Origin of the sequence: Parasulfitobacter algicola (genome assembly GCF_013315265.1) — a bacterium.
Lineage (GTDB): Bacteria > Pseudomonadota > Alphaproteobacteria > Rhodobacterales > Rhodobacteraceae > Parasulfitobacter > Parasulfitobacter algicola.
Genome location: NZ_JABUFE010000004.1, coordinates 266672 through 289928 on the forward strand (window position 1 = coordinate 266672; position 23257 = coordinate 289928).

The 23257-nt window shown below is 51.0% G+C and carries 20 protein-coding genes; 9 read left to right on the forward strand and 11 right to left on the reverse strand.

The window, feature by feature from the left end; all coding sequences use genetic code 11:
- The 10 genes from HRQ87_RS09605 to mdh all read right to left on the reverse strand — a co-directional run bounded on the left by HRQ87_RS09605 (nt 1) and on the right by mdh (nt 9982).
- The gene (locus tag HRQ87_RS09605; RefSeq protein ID WP_174137684.1) at nt 1-2961 is read right to left on the reverse strand and encodes a 2-oxoglutarate dehydrogenase E1 component; all 2961 of its coding nucleotides are present in this window, start codon (nt 2959-2961) and stop codon (nt 1-3) included.
- A complete protein-coding gene (locus tag HRQ87_RS09610) occupies nt 2958-3437 on the reverse strand; it encodes a DUF805 domain-containing protein (protein ID WP_174137686.1) in 480 nt (159 codons plus the stop codon). The genes HRQ87_RS09605 and HRQ87_RS09610 overlap by 4 nt, the downstream gene beginning before the upstream one ends.
- A 2-nt stretch (nt 3438-3439) precedes the next feature.
- Nucleotides 3440-4321, reverse strand: a complete 882-nt coding sequence (sucD, locus tag HRQ87_RS09615) for a succinate--CoA ligase subunit alpha (RefSeq protein ID WP_174137688.1) — start codon at nt 4319-4321, stop codon at nt 3440-3442.
- 18 nt (nt 4322-4339) lie between these two features.
- A complete protein-coding gene (locus tag HRQ87_RS09620) occupies nt 4340-4909 on the reverse strand; it encodes an STM3941 family protein (RefSeq protein ID WP_174137690.1) in 570 nt (189 codons plus the stop codon).
- Nucleotides 4910-5111: 202 nt separating this feature from the next.
- Nucleotides 5112-5531, reverse strand: coding sequence for a hypothetical protein (locus HRQ87_RS09625; protein ID WP_174137692.1), 420 nt, complete (start codon nt 5529-5531; stop codon nt 5112-5114).
- Between the two features lie 2 nt (nt 5532-5533).
- Nucleotides 5534-6097: an STM3941 family protein gene (locus HRQ87_RS09630; RefSeq protein WP_174137694.1), complete on the reverse strand. Its 564-nt coding sequence runs from the start codon at nt 6095-6097 to the stop codon at nt 5534-5536.
- Nucleotides 6098-6104: 7 nt separating this feature from the next.
- Nucleotides 6105-6746: a hypothetical protein gene (locus HRQ87_RS09635; RefSeq protein WP_174137696.1), complete on the reverse strand. Its 642-nt coding sequence runs from the start codon at nt 6744-6746 to the stop codon at nt 6105-6107.
- Between the two features lie 6 nt (nt 6747-6752).
- Entirely contained in the window at nt 6753-7946 is a 1194-nt protein-coding gene (gene sucC / locus HRQ87_RS09640) for an ADP-forming succinate--CoA ligase subunit beta (protein ID WP_174137698.1), read from the reverse strand.
- A gap of 201 nt (nt 7947-8147) precedes the next feature.
- The gene (locus HRQ87_RS09645) at nt 8148-8888 is read right to left on the reverse strand and encodes a glycosyltransferase family protein (protein ID WP_174137700.1); all 741 of its coding nucleotides are present in this window, start codon (nt 8886-8888) and stop codon (nt 8148-8150) included.
- Nucleotides 8889-9019: 131 nt separating this feature from the next.
- Entirely contained in the window at nt 9020-9982 is a 963-nt protein-coding gene (mdh, locus tag HRQ87_RS09650) for a malate dehydrogenase (protein ID WP_174137702.1), read from the reverse strand.
- Between the two features lie 161 nt (nt 9983-10143).
- On the opposite strand from mdh, the gene HRQ87_RS09655 reads away from it, so the two are divergent.
- Nucleotides 10144-10908: a sulfite exporter TauE/SafE family protein gene (locus HRQ87_RS09655; protein ID WP_174137704.1), complete on the forward strand. Its 765-nt coding sequence runs from the start codon at nt 10144-10146 to the stop codon at nt 10906-10908.
- A 9-nt stretch (nt 10909-10917) separates the two neighbouring features.
- Here the strand turns inward: HRQ87_RS09655 and HRQ87_RS09660 are convergent, their stop codons facing one another.
- On the reverse strand, nt 10918-11961 hold the full coding sequence (locus tag HRQ87_RS09660; protein ID WP_174137706.1) for a succinylglutamate desuccinylase/aspartoacylase family protein: 1044 nt from the start codon (nt 11959-11961) through the stop codon (nt 10918-10920).
- A 221-nt stretch (nt 11962-12182) separates the two neighbouring features.
- On the opposite strand from HRQ87_RS09660, the gene HRQ87_RS09665 reads away from it, so the two are divergent.
- The 8 genes from HRQ87_RS09665 (at nt 12183) to HRQ87_RS09700 (ending at nt 23256) form a co-directional block, all read left to right on the forward strand.
- Nucleotides 12183-13019: an SIS domain-containing protein gene (locus HRQ87_RS09665; RefSeq protein ID WP_174137708.1), complete on the forward strand. Its 837-nt coding sequence runs from the start codon at nt 12183-12185 to the stop codon at nt 13017-13019.
- A 27-nt stretch (nt 13020-13046) separates the two neighbouring features.
- Nucleotides 13047-14168: an ABC transporter substrate-binding protein gene (locus tag HRQ87_RS09670; protein WP_174137711.1), complete on the forward strand. Its 1122-nt coding sequence runs from the start codon at nt 13047-13049 to the stop codon at nt 14166-14168.
- A 72-nt stretch (nt 14169-14240) separates the two neighbouring features.
- Nucleotides 14241-15986, forward strand: coding sequence for an ABC transporter permease (locus HRQ87_RS09675; RefSeq protein ID WP_174137713.1), 1746 nt, complete (start codon nt 14241-14243; stop codon nt 15984-15986).
- Between the two features lie 9 nt (nt 15987-15995).
- On the forward strand, nt 15996-17054 hold the full coding sequence (locus tag HRQ87_RS09680; RefSeq protein WP_174137715.1) for an ABC transporter ATP-binding protein: 1059 nt from the start codon (nt 15996-15998) through the stop codon (nt 17052-17054).
- Complete coding sequence (locus HRQ87_RS09685) at nt 17054-17656, forward strand: histidine phosphatase family protein (RefSeq protein ID WP_217430425.1); 603 nt, start codon at nt 17054-17056, stop codon at nt 17654-17656. The genes HRQ87_RS09680 and HRQ87_RS09685 overlap by 1 nt, the downstream gene beginning before the upstream one ends.
- 133 nt (nt 17657-17789) lie before the next feature.
- Nucleotides 17790-18347 carry a helix-turn-helix domain-containing protein gene (locus HRQ87_RS09690; protein ID WP_174137719.1) on the forward strand — a complete coding sequence of 186 codons (558 nt, stop codon included), beginning with the start codon at nt 17790-17792 and terminating at the stop codon, nt 18345-18347.
- A gap of 12 nt (nt 18348-18359) precedes the next feature.
- A complete protein-coding gene (locus tag HRQ87_RS09695; RefSeq protein ID WP_174137721.1) occupies nt 18360-20804 on the forward strand; it encodes a GcvT family protein in 2445 nt (814 codons plus the stop codon).
- A gap of 4 nt (nt 20805-20808) precedes the next feature.
- The gene (locus tag HRQ87_RS09700) at nt 20809-23256 is read left to right on the forward strand and encodes a GcvT family protein (RefSeq protein ID WP_174137723.1); all 2448 of its coding nucleotides are present in this window, start codon (nt 20809-20811) and stop codon (nt 23254-23256) included.
- The last annotated feature ends 1 nt before the right edge of the window (nt 23257 follow it).

Below are 23257 nucleotides of genomic sequence, written 5' to 3' on the forward strand. Positions count from 1 at the left end.
TTACCCTTCAATCGTAAGCGCGTCATCAACCAGCGCTTTTTGTTGTGCTTTATGTTGCGATGCTAAGCCTGTCGCAGGCGAAGCAGACGCCGCACGACCCACGTAAGCAGGCCGGCCGTGTTTTGCATTAATACGCCCCAAGACCCATTCGATGTTGGGTTCGATAAAGCTCCAGGCGCCTTGGTTTTTGGGTTCTTCTTGGCACCAAACCATTTCAGCGCCTTTGAAGCGTTCCAGTTCCTTGACAACCGACATCGCCGGGAAAGGATAGAATTGTTCGACACGCAACAAATAGATATCGTCAATCCCGCGCGCGTCACGTTCTTCCAACAGATCATAGTAGACTTTGCCAGAACACATCACGACACGGCGAATATCCTTGTCTTTCTTAAGTTTAGTGTCCGAATTACCCTTTTCAGCATCATCCCACACAACGCGGTGAAAGCTTGAGCCTTCGACAAAATCTTCCATCTTGTTGATCGCCATCTTATGACGCAGCAATGATTTCGGTGTCATCAGAACCAAAGGCTTGCGGAAATCACGGTGAAGTTGGCGACGCAGTATGTGAAAATAATTGGCAGGCGTGGAACAATTGGCAACAATCCAGTTGTCGCTGCCGCACATTTGCAAGAACCGTTCCAAACGAGCCGATGAATGTTCTGGTCCCTGCCCTTCGTATCCATGGGGCAGTAGCATGACCAAACCAGACATCCGCAGCCACTTGGCCTCACCCGAGCTGATGAATTGGTCAAACATAATCTGCGCGCCATTGGCGAAATCACCAAATTGCGCTTCCCACATTACCAATGCGTTAGGTTCGGCCAGCGAATAACCATATTCAAAACCCAGCACCGCATATTCCGATAACATAGAATCGATGACTTCATAGCGGGCCTGACCCTTTCGAATGCTATTCAAAGGATAATACCGTTCTTCGGTATTCTGGTTGATCACTGCCGAATGACGCTGGCTGAAGGTACCGCGCGTCGAGTCCTGGCCAGACAGGCGCACAGGATACCCTTCGGTGACCAGCGATCCAAATGCCAAAGCCTCGGCTGTGGCCCAATCAAAGCCGTCGCCGGTTTCAAACATTTTGCTTTTGGCCTCTAAAAGCCGCCCAACTGTTTTATGCAGTGGGAACCCGTCGGGCACTGTTGTCAGGGCCTTGCCAACCTCCTTAAAGGTCTTGATGCTGATTTCGGTTGATCCGCGCTGATATTCCTTCTCATCACGTCGATCCAGATGCGACCACCGCCCATCCAGCCAATCCGCTTTGTTGGGTTTGTAATCCTTACCAGCTTCAAATTCATCATTCAGATAGGACTGAAACGCGGCTTTCATATCCTCAATCTCGCCCTCGGGGATCAACCCGTCTTTGACCAGACGTTCGGTATAAAGCTGCAAAGTTGTCTTATGCTTTTTGATCCGCTTGTACATCACCGGGTTGGTGAACATCGGTTCGTCGCCCTCGTTATGACCAAAGCGGCGATAACAGAAGATGTCGATCACAACATCTTTGTGGAATTTTTGGCGAAACTCGGTCGCAACTTTGGCCGCATGCACGACAGCCTCAGGATCATCGCCGTTCACGTGGAAAATCGGGGCCTCGACCATCAGCGCGATATCAGTGGGATAGGGGCTGGACCGGCTGAAATGCGGGGCCGTCGTGAACCCGATCTGGTTGTTGACGATAATATGCATCGTACCACCAGTGCGGTGCCCAACCAAACCTGACAGACCGAAACATTCAGCCACAACGCCCTGCCCTGCAAAAGCCGCATCACCGTGCAGCAAGATCGGCAGCACCTGTTTGCGTTTCTTATCGTTCAGCTGTTCCTGCTTGGCACGCGCCTTACCCAGAACAACAGGATTCACAGCTTCAAGGTGGGATGGGTTCGCAGTCAACGACAGGTGCACGGTGTTGCCATCAAATTCGCGATCCGACGACGCGCCCAAATGGTACTTCACATCCCCCGACCCATCGACATCTTCTGGTTTGAAGCTGCCCCCCTGAAATTCGTTGAAAATCGCACGATACGGCTTAGCCATCACATTGGCCAACACCGACAAACGTCCCCGGTGTGGCATACCCACGACGATGTCCTTCACACCCAGGCTACCGCCACGTTTGATGATCTGTTCCATGGCAGGCACCAGCGCCTCGCCACCATCCAGACCGAACCGCTTAGTGCCCATGTATTTGACATGCAGGAATTTTTCAAAGCCTTCGGCCTCGACCAGCTTGTTCAGGATCGCCTTGCGCCCTTCGCGGGTAAAGGTGATTTCCTTGTCATAGCCTTCGATCCGTTCTTTCAGCCAAGCGGCCTCATCCGGGTTCGAGATATGCATGTACTGCAGCGCGAATGTGCCGCAATAGGTGCGTTTCACAATATCCAGAATTTGCCGCATCGATGCAATCTGAAGACCCAACACGTTGTCAATAAAGATCGGTCGATCCATATCGGCTTCACTGAAGCCATAGGTCTTTGGATCCAGCTCAGGATGCGGTGTCTGATCGCGCATACCAAGGGGGTCCAGATCAGCCACAAGATGCCCCCGGATCCGGTAAGCCCGAATGATCATCAGCGCACGGATACTGTCCAGAACAGCGCGTTTGATCTGATCATCGCTGACCTCAACGCCCTTTTCAGTGGCTTTGGCTGCGATCTTTTTGCCCGCATCTTTGATCTCAGCTGGTTCGGTCCATTCCCCGGTCAGCGCCCCCGTCAGATCATCAGCCGGTTGCGGTGGCCAGTCGCCACGCGCCCAGGATGGCCCCTGCGCTTCGGCTTTCACATCCTGATCGGCGTCGCCCATCTGCTTGAAAAACGCCTGCCACGCCTCATCGACCGCATTTGGGTCATTGGCGTATCGGGCATAAAGCTGTTCCAGATACTCGGCATTATGCCCCTGCATAAAGCTAGAGGCATGAAAGACGTCGTTGGGGGTATGTTCGGTCATGGGGTTACCTCATGTGGGTTGGGACCGTGTTTTTTAGAGTGACTAGCGCTTGGAAGGGAACAGAGTACTAAAAGAGCAGTAATTGCACCAAAATAGCCCAGTATTGCTAATAGTGCTTCAGGCATCATTCTAGTTTTGGCATAGAAATCATAATGAGACTGGTCGATAAAATATACCAATGGTGGAGCTATTATTAGAAACAACGGTATAATTAAGAAAACTTTAGGCGTGACTTTGGTATCTGACAGACGACGGTAAATTGCAGCAAAAACTGGCAGCATACACACTACAAATAAAAAACCGAAAAACTGCAAAACGGTTAGATTTCTAACCATGAATTCTGGTTCAATCCAAGCTACTGTTAAAATTCCTAAAAGCCACAACGTCGCAAACCACCAAAACTCAGACCGCGAGGCGCGGCCTGAGAATACGAAGGATTTTCGCAAGCAGGTGGTTATAGCTTGCCGTGGTCCCATTTCTACCCAATCGCCTTCAGAACAGCTTCACCCAAACCCGCAGGGCTTTCAGCTACGACAATACCAGCCGATTTCATGGCTTCGATCTTATCCTCGGCACCACCTTTGCCGCCCGCGACGATCGCGCCGGCGTGGCCCATGCGGCGACCGGGGGGGGCGGTGCGACCGGCGATGAAACCGGCGACTGGTTTTGAACGACCCTTCTTACGTTCATCCGCGATGAACTGGGCGGCCTCTTCTTCAGCAGACCCGCCGATTTCGCCAATCATGATGATACTATGGGTTTCGTCATCGGCCAGGAACCATTCCAGCACATCGATATGTTCGGTCCCTTTGATCGGATCACCGCCAATGCCGACGCAGGTCGACTGACCAAGGCCCACGTCAGTTGTCTGTTTGACGGCCTCATATGTCAGAGTGCCTGATCGGCTGACAACTCCAACCGATCCGCGCTTGTGGATGTGACCCGGCATAATGCCGATCTTGCAGGCATCAGGCGTGATGACACCGGGGCAGTTCGGGCCGATCAGGATCGAAGTTGATCCTTCCAAAGCGCGCTTCACCTTCATCATGTCCAGCACCGGAATACCTTCGGTGATGCAGCAGATCAGAGGGATTTCAGCATCAATCGCCTCGAGGATCGAATCCGCGGCAAAGGGCGGCGGCACATAGATCACAGATGCATTAGCACCCGTCGTCGCGACCGCTTCATGGCAAGAATTAAATACAGGCAAATCCAAATGCGTTATCCCACCCTTGCTTGGCGTCACGCCACCAACCATCTTGGTCCCATAGGCAATGGCCTGTTCGGAATGAAACGTGCCCTGAGAGCCGGTGAAGCCTTGGCAGATCACCTTGGTATTTTCGTCAACGAGTACAGCCATCGAGGCCTCCTGTGGTATTTATGAACTGGAATGATGTTGTTGGTCTGCCACAAGCGGCAGGCCACCATGTGCGACTGAATACTGATGCAGCAGCTCGGCCACCACTTCGATTGGAAGCTGCAGATGCTGCTGAAAAAACGTTATTCCGTTGATGCCAATGGCCGCATCGATCTTGCGGGATGTCTTTACCGCCGCAGACTGATTCAACACATCGATCGCAGATTTTTCGACGTTTAACACCAGTGCGTGTTGACCCTTGACTGACAGATGTCCAAGGCTTTGTATCATATTCCACGGGATCACGCCTGTGGCGCCTGCCATCAGATGCAGTCCACTTGGCGATAGCATCAGCGTCGGGTTCGAAATGCCTTTTCGACGCTTGCGGATCAACAGAAGTGCGAAACCCAATCCAAAGGCACCCAACGCGGCACACATCGCTATGATGATCCATTCCTGCTCTGACCAGGTCACCACCATCATTGCTGCACCAAAAACTCCGATCAAAGCAATCCCGATAATCAGTCCCCATCCAATTTGATTGGGAAAAATCGTAATCGTTTCCTGGGTATTCGACTGTAGTTCGCTCATCCTGCTCTCTCATCGCATTGTGTCCAATGGCTCCAGCCGCTCAAACAGCAAAAATGCCTTCACCCAACAGGGGACGGAATAGGTGCCAGTTAATCCCTGACAGACGACTTTTGTATTTTCGTCTACGAGTATTACCATTTCTGATCCCTTAGGTTTTCATGTAAGTCTATTGGACACAGTCCGTTTGTTTTGATCATATTATTCATCTGGCGGTCTTTCTTTCTGGGATGACCGCACGGAAAAATCCGACGATAGGCGTTTGTTCCACCTGCGCGTGCGGGGCCACCGAACGGATAGCGGCCAGGTTGGCGTTTTCCGGATCAACTGATGCCCAGACCATTCCGCAAAAATCGCTGTTTTTTGATTTCCCCAACCGGAACGACAGGTTCAGATCTTGGTGATAGTAAATACCTGATTCAGGTTCTTGGCGGAACGGCATCTGTGCAAGTACAGCAGGGACGTTTTCAAAATTAGTCGCGTTGCTTACACACACCTGTTTGTAAAGTGCCGCCGCACGGCCCGGTGACACGAAATCAATCCCCGGACCTGCATTCCTGTCAACCTGTGGGGTACAGGCCGTTAGCGCCATAAGAAGACCCGATATCAGAATGATTAGCCGCATGATCAAACGCGCCTTTCGGATGTAACAGATCCATATTGCGAAAAGTAATTCGTTATAAACTGCAACAGCTGATCAAAAGTGGTTTTCAGGCCAACATTTGAGACGCACAAACCATCGACACCCAATCTGGCATTGGCTTTGCGTGTCATGTTCACCATTCGCGTCAACCTCAATTGCGCTTCGGCGTCAGGTAAAATTGAAAGAACAACTAGTTTTTGTTTGCTCTGTTCCCAAGTCGTAACGGATTGAACCGCATTCCACGGAATTTCATTTTGGCTAAGACGCGTGTCATGCAAGCCTGTGGGCGCGATGGTAAGAACTGTTTTCGGGCCAAAAAAAGCAGTACGAATGATCATACCCGTGCAAAGCCCAAAGAAAACCACACCAATCCAGCCAACAAAGGACAGCCGCTGAACAAAATTGGTTTGATCCACACTCGGCAACCAGCCCAATGCCAGTATCAGACTGACACAAGCCATCACAAATGATCCCGCACACAGCATAACCAAATTGGTCATCGATTTCTCAATTCGGATCACATCATTATCAGAGACAGCAATTGTCATTTTGTGATCAACGCTCCCTTAGGACAGTGATGTTTGTGATGGGCAACACTGAGGATCGACCCTGTGCATCACTGAACGTGATCTGACCCTGACTGACAACAATGGCAAAATCTTCAAAGAAGTAACCATTCCCGCCATCTGTACTGGACCTGCCAACACCCAAAGTTGCGGGCAGCCGACGTGTATCACTGATCAAACGGGGCGCCAGAACCTGTGCCACGATATCATTGGCGTCATTGATTGAAATCGCGGGCGATCCAACGGAACATCCATTGCCATCAATCCGCTTTTGAAGACCGTCAAGGTTCGAAACAACCCATCTGTTCGGATCAAGATTGGCAAAAACCAGCGACGGCCCATCATTATAACTAAGCCCACCCTTGTCTGGGCGCTTGTCCGCAAAGCCCTGTTTATCCAGTACCTGACGCTGCGCACGCAACGTCGTTTCGTTCAGACACGCGGCTTCCATCAGGAACCGCATACGCTGTTTTGCGATTTCATTTTGGGCTGAACTGACGCCCATAGGCGCTGTGGCACAGCTTGCCAAAGTAAATGCTATGACACCCATTAGGATCAGTTTTTGACCCAGCCTGCGATACAATAAACGCAAGCTGGTCATAGACAGATACAAAGGATGTAATCCAAGCATAACCGATTAGCCTTTGACAGCTTTCACGATTTTTTCAGCACCATCTTTCAGATCATCAGCAGCAATCACATTCAGTCCAGAATTGCGGATAATCTCTTTGCCTTTTTCGACATTCGTACCTTCCAGACGGACAACCAAGGGAACTTGCAGTCCAACTTCGTTGACCGCTGCAATCACACCTTCGGCGATCACGTCACAGCGCATGATCCCACCAAAGATGTTAACCAAAATGCCCTTTACCTGAGGGTCGGACGTAATGATTTTGAACGCTTCAGTCACTTTTTCTTTGGTAGCCCCGCCACCCACGTCCAAAAAGTTAGCAGGCTCGGCACCATATAGCTTGATAATGTCCATCGTGGCCATCGCCAGACCGGCACCATTAACCATACACCCGATTTCACCATCCAACGCGATATAGTTCAGGTCGAATTTTGATGCGGCCAGCTCTTTGGGATCTTCTTCCGTTTCGTCCCGCAGGGCCATAATATCTTGATGACGATAAAGCGCATTTCCGTCAAAACTGACTTTGGCATCTAGACATTTCAGATCGCCTTTATCCGTAACGATCAAAGGGTTGATCTCAAGCATCTCCATGTCTTTTTCAACGAACATTTGGTAAAGAGTGCCCATCAGCTTGACACATTGCTTCACCTGCTGACCTTCCAAGCCTAGCATGAACGCGATGCGACGGCCATGAAAGCCCTGATATCCCGTGGCAGGATCTACACTGAAGGACAGAAGTTTTTCAGGTGTTTCCGCTGCGACCTCTTCAATATCCATACCGCCTTCGGTCGAGCAGACAAAACTAATACGGCTGGTTTGGCGATCTACCAAAAGCGCCAAATACAACTCTGTTTCAATCCCAGAGCCGTCTTCGATGTAAATGCGGTTGACCTGCTTACCTGCCGGACCCGTTTGATGCGTGACCAATGTACGGCCCAGCATCTTTTTAGCTTCATCAGCGGCCTCTGCGACTGATTTAGTCAAGCGCACACCGCCCTTTTCGCCCGCGTCGGCCTCTTTAAAGCTGCCTTTTCCGCGGCCACCGGCATGTATCTGAGCCTTGACCACCCAAAGCGGACCATCCATTTCACCTGCAGCTGTTTTTGCATCTTCAGCTTTTAAAACCACACGCCCGTCCGAAACCGGAGCGCCATAGCTGCGCAGCAAAGCTTTTGCCTGATATTCATGGATGTTCATGGAAACTGTCCCGTCTGGTTGCGATTTGGTTCATTAAGCACAAGAAATGCATATGGTTAAACGTATTTTCAACCAAACAAGTCAAAAACCGCAATTTGTGATCACAGTAATTTCACGTGTGATCACAAAAATCGATCTGCAATAGAATCATTCATTTCAAGTTTGAGTACACTGCGTTAAATTATAAACTCACTGTCATTTTTATAGCTTATCAAACATAGCAGATAGTTTTTGAAAAATGGTCTTTTTGTGTATCGAAAGATCAACATAACGCCGCCCTGTTAATGTACGATCCTGCGCAAGTAATTTTTGAAGTTTGGAAATATGACGCGATGGCAAAATATCACCCAAATTCTGCTGTTGTTTTACATCTTTCCTAAGGTGCCTATGAAACCCTTGAAGATGTAGCAAACGTGGTGCCGTGTGCTTTCTGGGCCGCATATTTTCTATCAGCCTCGTACTCATAACGTTATACTCAACAGGTAAAACCCAAGGGCGCAAATCACCGTTCCAAAGTAGTTCTCGTATTGGGACCTGATCCTGCTTTAATCCATGATTCATCAATGCATCTTCGACATCACGAATGAATTTATCGGTTTTGTCAGATTTTGCGATCCCAAGAACACCGCCATTAATCTGAGGGAATGCTGGAGGGATATTTTCATTCCATATATTTATGCCTCGGGTACCACTTCGTTTTTCATTGTGCGCACCAACAATATCGAATTTCAGCAAAATTTCAAAAACGTCCGTTATATCTGCCAATACAAATATATCCGTATCCAGATAAATGGTCCGGTCAAAGCGCGACCGGCGAAGCGCTTCTAGTTTAGGGCGAAACCATGAGCGCTGAAGTGGAACAATTCGGTCAAACGGCCCCGTGTCGGCACATTCAATATCCGTAAAAAGATCAATTGGCGTATCGGGATGAACATCGCGCAAACTTTGCGCGGCCTGGAAAGCAAACGGCACGTAATCCGCACCGCTTGCTGCAAGCACAAAACCCTGACTTGAGACTGTTTCGTCAGTCATTGACTAATCGAATTTGTATCAAACATGTCAACATCTTCGCTTTAAGACAGACTGTCATCAATTCCTTTACAAGCCTGAACCAAGCCTTTGACCGCATCAATGGATTTGTCGAACATAGCCTGTTCATCTTTGTTCAGCTTGATGTCGACAACTTTTTCGATACCCCCTGCCCCGATCACTGTTGGCACGCCGACATACATTCCCTTCAGACCAAATGGGCCGTCTACATAAGCCGCACAAGGCAGCAGACGTTTTTGATCTTTCAAGTAGGCCTCGGCCATCTCAATCGCGCTGGTTGCGGGGGCGTAAAAGGCTGATCCGGTTTTCAGAAGACCCACAATTTCGGCGCCGCCATCACGGGTGCGCTGAATGATAGCATCCAGTTTTTCCTGTGTGGTCCAACCCATCTGCACAAGATCCGGCAAAGGTATACCGGCCACGGTCGAATATCGCGCCAATGGCACCATTGTATCACCATGCCCACCCAGCACAAAGGCCGTCACATCGCGCATCGATACACCGAATTCCAGCGACAGGAAATGGCGGAACCGCGCACTGTCCAATACGCCCGCCATGCCAACGACTTTTTCATGCGGCAGACCAGAAAATTCGCGCAACGCCCAGACCATCGCATCCAAAGGGTTCGTAATACAGATCACAAACGCATTTGGCGCATGGTCGCGGATCCCTTCGCCCACCGATTTCATGACCTTTAGGTTGATCCCCAACAGATCGTCCCGGCTCATCCCCGGTTTGCGCGGCACACCGGCGGTCACGATGCAAACATCGGCACCTGCAATATCGGCATAATCAGTTGTGCCAGCCATATTGGCATCAAAGCCTTCGGACGGGCCCGATTCTGCAATGTCCAAAGCTTTGCCCTGAGGCGTGCCATCGGCAATGTCGAACAGGACGACATCGCCCAATTCTTTAAGTGCAATAAGATGGGCAAGTGTGCCACCAATCTGTCCTGCGCCGATCAAGGCAATCTTAGGTCTGGCCATGGTTTGTCTCCGGTCAGTTGAATGTTCGCAGTTGGGTAGACCCTGCAGACGCGACACGCAAGACCGGCAGATCATATCTGACATCAAAGAATATTTTCTACATGCCATCAACATAGGCTAAGGCGCTTTCAGGAAACGAAAAAACAGGATAATTGGTACTTATGGCTTTCGACATCACGTTTTTTCTGTTTGCGATACCAGCCGTGATTTTTGCAGGCGTGTCCAAGGCTGGTTTCGGCTCTGGCGCATCTTTTGCATCGGCGTCGATTCTTGCATTGATCCTGACACCAGGGCAGGCCTTGGGTGTGATGTTACCGCTTTTGATGTTGATCGACGCGGCCAGCTTGCGGCCCTATTGGGGCAAATGGGATTGGTCCATTGCCCGCCGCTTGGCCATCGGGGCAATCCCCGGCATCTTTATCGCTGTTTGGATATATCAAATCGCGAACGCAGATATATTCCGGTTTATGATCGGGGCGATGTCACTGCTGTTCGTGTTGTACCAAGGCGCTAAATCCATGAGCTGGGTTGGCGCGCGTGCGAAACCCTTTGGACCAACTGCTGGTTTTTTCACTGGCGCCGTTGGAGGGTTTACCAGTTTTGTCAGCCATGCAGGCGGCCCACCGATCGCGATTTATCTGCTATCACAGAAACTGCCCAAAACGACGTACCAGGCCACAACTGTGATCGTGTTTTGGGTGATCAACATCATGAAGTTTATCCCCTATGCACTGTTGGGCATCTTTACGTGGCAAACGTTTCTGGCTGATTTACTGTTAGCCCCGGTTGCCCTTTTGGGCACATGGCTGGGTGTGCGGGCGCATCATCTAGTGTCCGAAAGGGTATTTTTCAGCCTGACATATGTTTTATTGGTCGCGACAGGATCAAAGCTAATCTGGGATGCAACAGACCATCTATTTTCATGAGACGCTTCACTAAATAATTTCATCTTCGTCAAACAGCGGATCATCGTTTAGTTGGGCATTCAGATCCTCAACAGCGCCTTCGGCTTTTTGCACTGATTTTACGCGGGCCAGATGAAAGATTGCATCGCCTTCATTGACGATTGGCATCATCGCACGCCCAACGATAATGCCGTCAAAGGGCGCTAAAATCTCGTGTTCACGCTCTCCGAATGGATCAGAGACAAGCGCCATTAAATCCCCGGTTCTGACAAGGGCGCCATCTGCACGAAAGTTCCGCAACAGACCACCAATCGGGGCGCGCAACCATTTGCTTGATGGGCACAGCATCGGGCTTGCCTTGGCTTTTGCTATACCTTTGCCTGATATCATATTCACATGGTGCAAAACTCGAAGAATACCCGCAACGCCAGCGCGCACTGACATTTCGTCAAAGCGCAAACCTTCGCCAGCCTCATAAAGCAGAACATCTTTACCCAGCTGTTTTGCGGCCCCGCGTAGCGACCCGTCACGGATCGGTGCGATCATGATGATAGGGGCACCAAACACATTGGCCAATTCCAATGTTTTCTGATTTTCAGGTGATACCCGGATTTGAGGTGAATTTATCCTGTGGATCGCCGCTGAATGAAGATCAATACCAAGATCACATCGCGCGACAATTTCTGTCACAAATATATGCGCAAGCCGTGACGCCAAAGATCCGCTTTCACTGCCCGGAAAGGATCTGTTCAAATCACGCCGATCCGGCAGATATCTTGAATGATTGATAAACCCAAAGGCATTGACAATCGGTATGACAATTAATGTCCCACGCACTGTTTTCAGGTTTTTGGCACGTAACAATCTGCGGACAATTTCCACACCGATAATTTCATCCCCATGAATACCCGCACTGACAAAGACGGTCGGTCCGTCCAAACGGCCGTGGATAATGTGGACAGACATCGTAATCGGTGTGTGATCAGATAAGACGCTTACGGGCAGATCAATGGTACGACGCGTTCCCGGCGCAATGCGTTCGCCGCCAAATTCAAAATCAGATCGTTTGGGCATTTTATACGCCTTATGTGTATCTCAGTTGAATACCCATAATCCTATGTATCCAGCGCAGCAACTTTATAAAGCCAAAAACCATAATTCACTTATTTTGGTTTCGTCATAAACCTTTCATAGTTCAATGCTAGTTATCTTGCATAAATGATATTTTTTGCAATTTTTATTGCAATTGCTGTTTTTTTGTGCACACTAGATATGCAAGACTGGGGGAATAGTTGGTGTCTGTGCTAGAAAAATTCGCTGATGCGGCTACGAATCTAACGCCAAATGAACGGTTGTTGATTCGCACAGTGATTGAAAATCCGGCCTCGGCCGCGTTGGGCACAGCCAATGAACTTGCAAAAACCGTTGGCGTTCACGAAGCGACGGCATCGCGGTTGGCCCGAAAACTTGGGTATGAAAACTATGCTGGATTTCGCGATGCATTACGGAATGAATTCATCGCCACACGCGAAACGGCAACGCGTTTTGAGAAAACAATCAGCAACGCAACATCTGAGTCAATATTAGGCACACTTGCGCTGCAGGAAATGCAGGCCCTTGCCCAGATCGAAGATTTCATAAATCCAGACCAAATCAATGCCGCCGCAAAACAACTTATGTCAGCACGTCAGGTGTTTATTTATGGGTATGGTAACGCCGAAACACTGGCCCTGATGACTTTGAAGCGATTCAGACGTTTTGGTATGGCGGTGCACAAGTTGGCAGCTGACCCCAGAACACTGGCCGAACAAGCCCTTGAACTGGGCGCGGATGACGCTGTTTTGATCTTTGCATTTCGCCGATCTCCGCGTGGGTATCTGCCATTGATAGAAACCGCGCGCGAAACAGATGCCAAGACAATCGTTATCGCTGATGCAATCGGCCCGATGCTGGTGCCGCAACCTGATCACCTTTTGGCGGCCCCACGATCCGGTACGCCGGATGGGTTTCAGACACTAACCATCCCTATGACCATTACCAATGCCGTGATCATTGCAGCAGGATTAGACGACAAGACAGACACGCTGAAAAAGCTAGAAAGATTGGGGCAGCTGATTGAGCGATTTGAATAAAAACATCCGAACCTGAAGGAGGAAAACATGACGGTTCTCAATATAACGCGCCTTGGCGCGATGTGTATTTTATTGTCTACGGCAGCATTTGCCGACGGACATCTGGACGAAATGACGCCAAACGATTTACTGCCCTTGGCGCAACAAGAAGGCAGCGTAACAGTCTATTCTTTTACCAGCCGCATCAGCAAGGTAGAAGCTGCGTTTGAACAGGCCTATCCTGGTATTGATCTGCAGGGCTTCGATATCTCGTCTACCGAACAGATCGCCCGTCTAAAAGCAGAAGCGCAGGCCGGTGTTGCGAATGCGGACGTGATCTATATCTCGGATACGCCCGTTGTGCTGACCGAGTTACTTGAAACAGGCATCATAGCCCCCTACGTGCCGCCACGTGTGGCAGATCGTGTGGATGAACAATACAAATCACCTTTGCTTGCACAGCGTCTGTCCACTAAAGTGTTGATGTATAATGAAGAAGCCAATCCAAATGGTGCGCCAGTCGACAGTCTTTGGGATCTGACCCGCGACGAATGGAATGGTCGTGTGGTGATGGTCGATCCGCTGCAGCGGGGTGATTATCTGGATCTTATGACAGAAATCGTCTTGCAATCAGATCAAATGGCACAGGCTTATCAGACCGAATTCGGGCAAGCCATTGATCTGGACGGCGCCGCGAACGCAGGTGAGAAGTTCATCATGGATCTATTTGCCAATGATGTGATCCTTGTCCGGTCGACAGATGACGTGAACGCCGCCGTTGGTAAGCTGGGGCAAGACAACCCGCCCATTGGTTTCACCAGCTATTCGGACCGTCGTGATAACGAAGAAGAAGGCTGGGCCTTGCAGGTTGCCAATGATGTGGCCCCTGCCCCGGGTATCATCTTTCCCGCGATTGTTGCTTTGGCGTCCGAACCAAAGAACCCCGCCGCTGCGCGATTGGTCATTGATTTTCTGATGGGCGACGAAAGCGACACTGGCGGGCCGGGGTTAGCACCGTTTTATGTTGCGGGCGATTATGTCACACGTACTGACATTGTGCCTCATCCCGATGCAGTTCCCTTGGATGATTTCAATGCGTGGCGTCTGGCCCCAGTTGAAACTGCGAAAATCCGGGCTGAAGTCGGCGATCTGATCCTGACACTGCAATAAAACTGAAATATCAGGCTGCGCCTTTATCGGCGCGGTCTGATAATTTTGAACGATGAATGGATCACACGCACCATGGCAGACGCCACGTTGAATATACAGGGTAAACGCGTTCTGTTCCGGCCGGGAACAGTTCTGAAATTATCTGTCTTGATCATCTTGATTTTGCTGATCGTATTGCCATTACTGCGGACGGTTTTGTTCACTTTGCAGCCCGATACGATCAAGGCATGGTCGGATGTGCTTGGAAGCAGATTGTCGAAAAACCTGTTCTATAAACCGCTGACAAATACATTACTGATAGGCGTCGTCGTTTCAACAGGTTGCGTACTTATTGGCGGATTTCTGGCCTGGCTGGTCGTTATGACCAACGTACCGTTCCGAAAAACAATCGGTGTGATGGCAACGCTGCCCTTTATGATCCCGTCTTTTGCAGCCGCATTGGCTTGGGGCACATTGTTCAGAAATGACCGCGTCGGCGGACAGGTAGGTTTTTTGCAAGGGTCCGGCCTTGATATCCCCGACTGGTTAGCCTGGGGTATCGTGCCCACGCTAATCGTACTGACGCTGCATTACTTCAGCCTTGCCTTCACGATCATTGCCGCAGCACTGGCAACGGTGAATTCTGATCTGGTCGAAGCCGCGCAAATTGCTGGCGCCAAGGGGCGCAAAATCCTGATGGGGGTTATTTTGCCCGTTACAACACCCGCACTGGTCGCTGCTGGATCGCTGTGCTTTGCCGGAGCTGTATCGAATTTCGCCACCCCTGCCCTACTGGGCCTGCCAGTTCGGATGCAGACACTTTCAACCCGGCTTTTCGGTATGATCGAGGTCGGTCAAGTCGGACGCGGCTATGTCATCGGGATCATGCTGGTTATCATATCAGGTATTTTCCTATGGGCAGGGAACCGGGCCATTTCAGGCCGCAGGTCCTATGCCACGATTACGGGTAAAGGCGGGCGCGCCAAACGCTTTGATCTGCGCGGTGCACGCTGGCCTCTGTTTGCAATCGCCATGACCATTCTGACCGCATCAACTGTGGTACCGGTTATCGTCTTGTTTGCGTCCAGTTTCGCGCCATCTTCATCCGATCTGTTCGCAAACTGGACAGCGCATTACTGGATTGGTCAATCGACCCCTAATATCGCACAAGGCACCGCAGGGATTGTGCATAACCCCGATATTTTACGCGCACTTGGTGTTACGCTAAGTTTGGGCCTGGCGGTTGCCTTTACCGGTATGATCATCGGTCTACTGACGGCCTATACCTTGGCGCGATATCGCGAAGGCGTTATTTCCGCGGCCATCACACAGATCAGCTTTTTGCCCCTTCTTGTGCCCGGTATTGCCTTTGGGGCTGCTTATATCGCATACTTGGGCGCGCCGATCGGCCCGTTTCCCGCGCTATATGGAACCTTTGCATTGCTGGTGATTGCAGCAACGGCTTATCTGCTGCCGTTTTCGGTACAGACCGGACGGGCCGTTATTCAACAAGTGGGCGGAGAGCTGGAAGAAAGCGCGCGTATAACCGGCGCTGGTTTCGTCAAGCGTATGACTGCCATCACAATGCCACTGGCCGTTCGCGGATTAGCGGCAGGAAGCATTCTGATCTTTGTCAAAATTATCCGCGATCTATCGTTGGTTGTTTTGCTTTTCACACCCACAATGCCGGTTCTGTCGGTTGTGGCCTACCGCTATGCCTCAGAAGGGTTCGGACAATTCGCCAATGCCATTACCGTCGTTATTCTTAGTTTGTCGATCGTCACAACACTGATCGCAAACAGGCTTCAATCCAAATCCCAGCCCTGGCTGAACAACTGATGAAAACCCATGCTTGAAATTAAAAATCTGACTAAGAAATTCAATGATATTGCCGCGGTCAAGGATGTCTCGATCTCGGTTCCGGATGGTGCATTTTTGGTTCTTTTGGGACCGTCCGGCTGTGGCAAAACCACCCTTTTGCGTATGCTGGCGGGGCTGGAACTGCCCAGTGCGGGACAGATCATATTTGGGGGTCAGACAGTATCGGACGGTGATAAAAACTGGTCTGTCGATCCTGCCAAGCGCAATTCGGGACTTGTCTTTCAATCCTATGCACTGTGGCCGCATATGTCGGTCCAAGGCAATGTCGAATGGCCTTTGAAAGTGGCAAACATGTCAAAATCAGATCGTCTGGCACGCGTGACCGAAGTCTTGCAAATGCTGGATATCAATCATCTGGCTGACCGCTACCCCAATGAAATTTCAGGTGGTCAGCAGCAGCGTGTCGCCATCGCCCGTACGATCGCACCCAAGCCCAGTGTCTTGCTGTTTGACGAACCGCTGTCCAACCTGGACGCCAAACTGCGGGTTGAAATGCGCACAGAACTGATGCGCTTGCACCGCGCAACCGGGGCCACGACCGTTTATGTAACCCACGATCAGATCGAAGCAATGACGATGGCTACCCATGTCGCCGTTATGAATGACGGCCGTGTTCAACAATTTGGTACACCAGATGATCTGATCAATGCCCCTGAAACCTCATTCGTAGCGACGTTCGTAGGAACCCCGCCAAACAACATGATCCCGGTCATACAAAACGGCATCGGTCATATGATTGCAGATAAACACATGCCCTATCAGCCGCCGGCGGCAGATTGCCTGGCCATGTTCCGCGCTGAACGGCTGACACTTGCTGACGGCGAAACACCCACCAGTTTGCCAATGGAAATGGTCGAGATCAGCCCAATCGCGGGGCGTACCATGATCACTGGTCTAAACAAGGATTTTCGATTGACCGCCATTGTTGATAATGCCCCTGCCTTGCGGATCGGTGATACAGTCCATATGCAACTGCCCGCACAACCCGATTGCTGGTTCGATGCAAACGGCGAAAGGATCAATTGATGCGCATTCTTTTGGTACGACACGGGCAATCGGAATGGAATGCAACACATCGCCTGCAAGGTCAGGCCGATATTAATCTGTCTGAATTGGGCAAGACACAAGCAGATAATCTGCGACCTGTGATTGAAAGTATCAAACCCTGCCGCGCCATCAGTTCTGATTTACAGCGCGTACAGGACACAGCCAAACGGATCGGGGCAAAGGATTTTGATCTAACAGATCAGTTGCGCGAAATCGATGTGGGTGATTGGACAGGGCGTACGACCCAAGACATTCAAGCCCAGGATATGCAGGCCTATCTTGGCTGGCGTGCGGGCACATCAACCCCGCCGGGTGGCGAAAGCTGGAATGATTTTGCTGACCGCGTTTGCGCTGTCATCGAAAAGGCGCATGAAACGCCTTGCAAAAATCTGTTGGTCGTCTGCCATGGCGGCGTCATTCGTGCGATCCTTCAGCGATATCTTATGCTTCAACCTGCCAACATAATCCCGGTGGCCCCAGCCAGTCTGTCCGCTATTCGGTTGGCTACAGATAAAAAACCAGCCCGGCTTGAGCTATTTAACTATCGCCCCGTTCAACTTGATCTGGAAGCACCCGATTGACCCGAACACTGTGCCCACCGCAACTAATTCGTTGGTAACTGGCAGTACTGAACTGCTTTGGCGCAATTCATTCAATCATTGACTTTCTTACCGATATGTCGTGAAATTTTCTATCTTTTTTTCACGGAATGCCATGAAACCGCAGAAAACACTTGGTGCCGATCTTCGCGCGATCCGGAAATCCCGGAAAATAACGCTTGAGGTTCTGGCAGAAAAACTTGGCAAATCTGTCGGGTGGCTTAGTCAGATCGAACGCGATATCTCGGAACCTGATAATGCTGACCTGCAACGCATCGCGCAAATCTTTGGCGTTCCTGTATCTTTGTTCTTTGGTATCAGCCCTGCGGCCCCGGATGAGCAGGGTAAGATCGTAAGGGCCGATCAACGCCGGATCATTGGCGAACGTGCTGGCGGGTTGATTGAAACGCTGTTGTCCCCCGATCTGACCGATAATTTTGAAGTCGTTCATTCGACTTTTCAGCCAGGGGCCGACCAGTCTGATCCGGTTTTCCGGCAAACACAGGAATTGGCTTATCTGGTGTCCGGGAAATTAGATATCAGGCTGGATAATGTGGCCTTTACTATAGCGACGGGCGATTCCTTTCGCATCCGCAATCAAAGCTTTCGCTGGTCCAATCCGTATGATGCCCCGGCCATCGCGGTTTGGGTCATTTCACCCCCTGTGTATTAAGGACAGACACCTATGGAAAACTTTCCAACAACGGCCCGCGTGGTGATTATTGGTGGTGGTGTAGTTGGGGCATCCAGCCTGTATCATTTGGCACAAGCCGGCTGGACTGATTGTGTTCTGCTGGAAAAGAATGAACTGACCGCAGGGTCGACATGGCATGCGGCAGGAAATATTCCCACGTTTTCGTCCAATTGGACGGTCATGAATATGCAGCGCTATTCAACAGACCTGTATCGTCAGATTGCAGATAAGGTTGATTATCCGATCAATTATAACGTCACAGGTTCAGTTCGTCTGGCCCATAGTACGGAACGCATGCAGGAATTTGAACATGTTCGTAGCATGGCCCGCGCGCAGGGTATGAGCATGGATATAATGTCGGTGGATGATCTAAAGGCGGCCTATCCCTTTATGGAAACGCATGATCTGACAGGCGGACTTTGGGACCCGGTTGATGGCGATATGGATCCGGCACAAATCACCCAAGCCTTTGCCAAAGGTGCGCGTGACGCCGGGGGGCGCATCTTGCGCTTTACGCCCGCAACAGGCGTCAGTCGTGATGCTGATGAATGGATCGTACATACGGAAAAGGGTGACATTCGATGCGAATTTATCGTGAATGCCGCTGGATACTATGCGCAGAACGTCGGGGAATGGTTTCGCCCCCATGGTGGGCGGCAAGTCCCTATGATGGTAATGAGCCATCAGTATATGCTGACCGATGAAATTTCTGAAGTTGCCGAATGGACCAAGGATAATGGCGGCAAGCTGCCCCTTTTGCGTGACGTCGACAGCTCGTACTATCTGCGTCAGGAAAAGACCGGTCTGAACCTTGGGCCGTATGAACGCAATTGCAAAGCCCATTGGGTGACACCGGACGATCCAATGCCAGATGATTTCAGTTTCCAGCTGTATCCCGATGATCTGGACCGCCTGGAATGGTACATCGAAGATGCCATGGCTCGTGTGCCGCTGCTGGCACAAACCGGAATAAGCAAGGTAATCAACGGTCCGATCCCGTATTCACCCGATGGCAATCCGTTAATTGGGCCGATGCCGGGTGTGCCAAATGCGTTTGAGACTTGTGTCTATACCTTCGGCATTGCCCAAGCCGGCGGGGCCGGTAAGATTTTGGCCGAATGGATCACCGAAGGCCAGACCGAATGGGACTGTTGGTCGCTGGATCCGCGCCGTTTTACCGCCCATGCCGACATGGATTACTGCATTCAAAAAGGGATGCAAGTTTACGGCCATGAATACGCGATTCACTTCCCGCATCAGGAATGGCCTGCGGGACGTGATAAAAAACTATCGTCCATTGATGCAAAAATCCGCGAAATGGGCGGGGTGATGGGCGCTTACAATGGTTGGGAACGTGCAAATTGGTTCGCCAACGACGGTGATGATACCCTTGCAGCCGCTACACAAACATGGCTACGTGACGGGCCTTGGGCTGAACGTGTTCGTGAAGAATGCGAAGCCGTGCAAAACGGTGTGGGCGTTTTGGATCTGCCCGGATTTTCCCGCTTTGCTTTGTCTGGTGATGGGGCAGCAGAATGGTTGCGCAGCCTGATCGCGGGGCCATTGCCAAAAGTCGGACGTATGACGCTTGGCTATTTCCCTGACAGCCGCGGTCGCATCCTGACGGAAATGTCGATCATTCGCCATGCCAAGGATGAGTTTACCCTGATCACCGCCGCCGTGGCGCAATGGCACGATTATGAATACCTCAAGGCACATCTTGCCGCGGGTTTAAGCCTGACCGATCAAACCGATCAGATGTCGACATTGATCATAAGTGGCCCCAAATCGCGCGATCTGCTGTCTCGGCTGACTGATGCGGATCTGACAATGCCCTGGCTGACGCATCAAAAAGCCACCGTTGCGGGGGCTGTATGCCATCTGTTGCGTGTCAGCTATGCGGGTGAATTGGGGTGGGAAGTGCATGCCACAATGGCGGATATCCCCGCAATCTATGATGCAGTGCTGAAGGGTGAGGCGAAACCCATTGGTATGTATGCACTTGGCAGTTTGCGGTTGGAAAAAGGCTACCGCGCTTGGAAACAGGATTTATCGACGGATTATACCTTGTTCGAAGGGGGGCTGGATCGCTTTGTCCGTCTTGAGAAACCTCAGGATTTTCCCGGCAAAGCAGCGCTGAAGGCAGAACAGGACACAGGGCCAAAACGTCGTTTTGTCACCCTGATCATCGATGCAGGCGATTACGATGCGCCACATATGGCACCGATCTGGCATGGTGATCAGATCGTGGGCGAAGTCACGTCGGGCGGATGGGGATACCGCATCAATGCGTCAATCGGTTTGGGCATGGTCCGGGCCGATCTTGCAACGCCGGGTACCGCGCTTGAGGTCGAGATTTTTGGTCATAAACATAAAGTGACAGTTCAGCCCGATGCACCGCTTTGGGACCCTGAAAATTCTAGGCTAAAGGCTTAGCATCATGGTAAAAACGATCCCCTCAAAAACGCGCGTTGTCATCATCGGCGGCGGCGTCATCGGCTGTTCGGTCGCCTATCATCTGACCAAATTGGGTTGGAAAGATGTTGTGCTGCTGGAACGCAAAAAGCTGACCAGTGGCACAACGTGGCACGCAGCCGGGCTGATCGCGCAATTGCGTGCGACCAAAAATATGACCAAGCTAGCCAAATACAGTCAGGAATTATACGGATCGCTTGAGGCAGAAACCGGCGTCGCCACAGGCTTTCGCCGCTGCGGATCGATCACCGTTGCCCTGACCGATGCCCGCAAAGAAGAGATTCTGCGCCAAGCGTCCATGGCACGCGCGTTCGGGGTTGAGGTCGAAGAAATCTCACCAACCGAAATCAAGGCGCGCTATCCGCACGTCAATATCGATGATATCAAAGCCGGGGTTTATTTGGGTAAAGACGGCCAAGGCGATCCAAGTAATATTGCTTTGGCTTTGGCCAAAGGTGCGCGTCAGCACAGCGCGCAAATCCTTGAACAGGTTCTGGTGACGGGCATTCGCAAAGATGGCAAACGCGTTACGGGTGTTGACTGGCAACGCGGCGATGAAACTGGCTTTTTACAAGCTGATATGGTCGTGAATTGCGGCGGCATGTGGGGCCATGAAGTTGGCCGGATGGCTGGCGTGAATGTACCGCTGCATGCCTGCGAACACTTCTATATCGTCACGGAAAGCATTCCAGATCTGCCGCAATTGCCTGTTCTGCGCGTGCCCGATGAATGTGCATATTATAAAGAAGATGCGGGCAAAATGCTGCTTGGTGCTTTCGAACCCAACGCGAAACCATGGGCGATGGACGGCATCCCAAAAGACTTTGAATTCGATCAATTGCCCGAAGATTTTGACCATTTCGAACCGATTTTGGAAGCCGCCGTGAACCGCGTACCGATGCTGGCGAATGCGGGCATTCATACGTTTTTCAATGGCCCCGAAAGTTTTACCCCTGATGATGCCTATCACCTTGGCCTTGCGCCCGAATTGGGTAACTTTTGGGTTGCCGCCGGATTTAACTCCATTGGTATTCAATCAGCAGGGGGCGCTGGCATGGCGCTGGCGGAATGGATGGATACGGGCGAAAAGCCCTTTGATCTGGGCGATGTGGATATCAGCCGGATGCAACCGTTTCAGGGCAACAAAACCTATCTGTTTGAACGATCCAAGGAAACGCTTGGCCTGCTTTATGCAGATCATTTCCCGTTTCGGCAAAAGGCCACAGCCCGCGGTATCCGCCGCACGCCCTTTCATGAACATCTAAATGCCGAAGGTGCTGTTTTCGGTGAATTGGCTGGATGGGAACGCGCCAATTGGATCGCTGATCCCGGACAGAACGCTGAATATGAATACAGTTGGACGCGACAAAACTGGTTTGACAACGTCGCCCGTGAACATCGCGCGATCCGGGAAAATGTCGGAATGTATGACATGACATCCTTTGGCAAAATCCGTGTGGATGGACCGCAAGCCGAAGCGTTTTTGAACCATGTCTGCGGTGGCAATCTATCGGTGCCTGTGGGCAAAATCATATATACTCAGTTTTTGAATTCCCGCGCAGGAATTGAGGCGGACGTGACAGTAACACGCCTGTCTGAGACATCTTATATCGTTGTCACCCCTGCGGCGACGCGTCTGGCCGATCAGACATGGCTGGAACGTCATATGGACGATTTTAACGTCTTTATTCATGACGCCACAAATGCTGAAGCCGTACTGGCAGTCATGGGCCCCAAGTCGCGGCATTTGCTGCAAAAAGTGTCGCCTGCCGATTTCACCAATGCCACAAACCTATTTGGAACTGCGCAGAATATCGAAATCGGGATGGCGCTGGCCCGCGTACACCGCGTCACATATGTGGGTGAACTGGGATGGGAAATTTACATCCCCACCGACATGGCTGCATATGTTTTTGAGGTTCTGCGCGATGCAGGGCGTGATATGGATCTGAAGCTTTGCGGAATGCATATGATGGACAGTTGCCGCATGGAAAAAGGCTTTCGCCATTTCGGTCATGACATCACTTGCGAAGATCATGTGCTTGAAGCCGGGTTAGGCTTTGCCGTAAAAACAGACAAGTCAAATTTTATCGGCCGCGATGCCGTGCTAAAACGACGCGATGATGGTTTGCAATCTCGACTGGTGCAGTTCAAGCTGACCGAACCGCAACCGCTTTTGTATCATGCGGAACCCATTTTGCGCGACGGGCAAGTGATCAGTTATCTGACCTCAGGCGCCTATGGACATACATTGGGCGCGGCACTGGGGATGGGATATATCCCTTGCGCTGGGGAAAGTGCTGCCGGTATCTTAGCCTCAAGCTATGAAATCGAAATCGCCGGCACGCGGGTTAGAGCAGAGCCATCGCTGAAACCTTTTTATGATCCCACATCTGAACGCGTGAAAGTCTAAA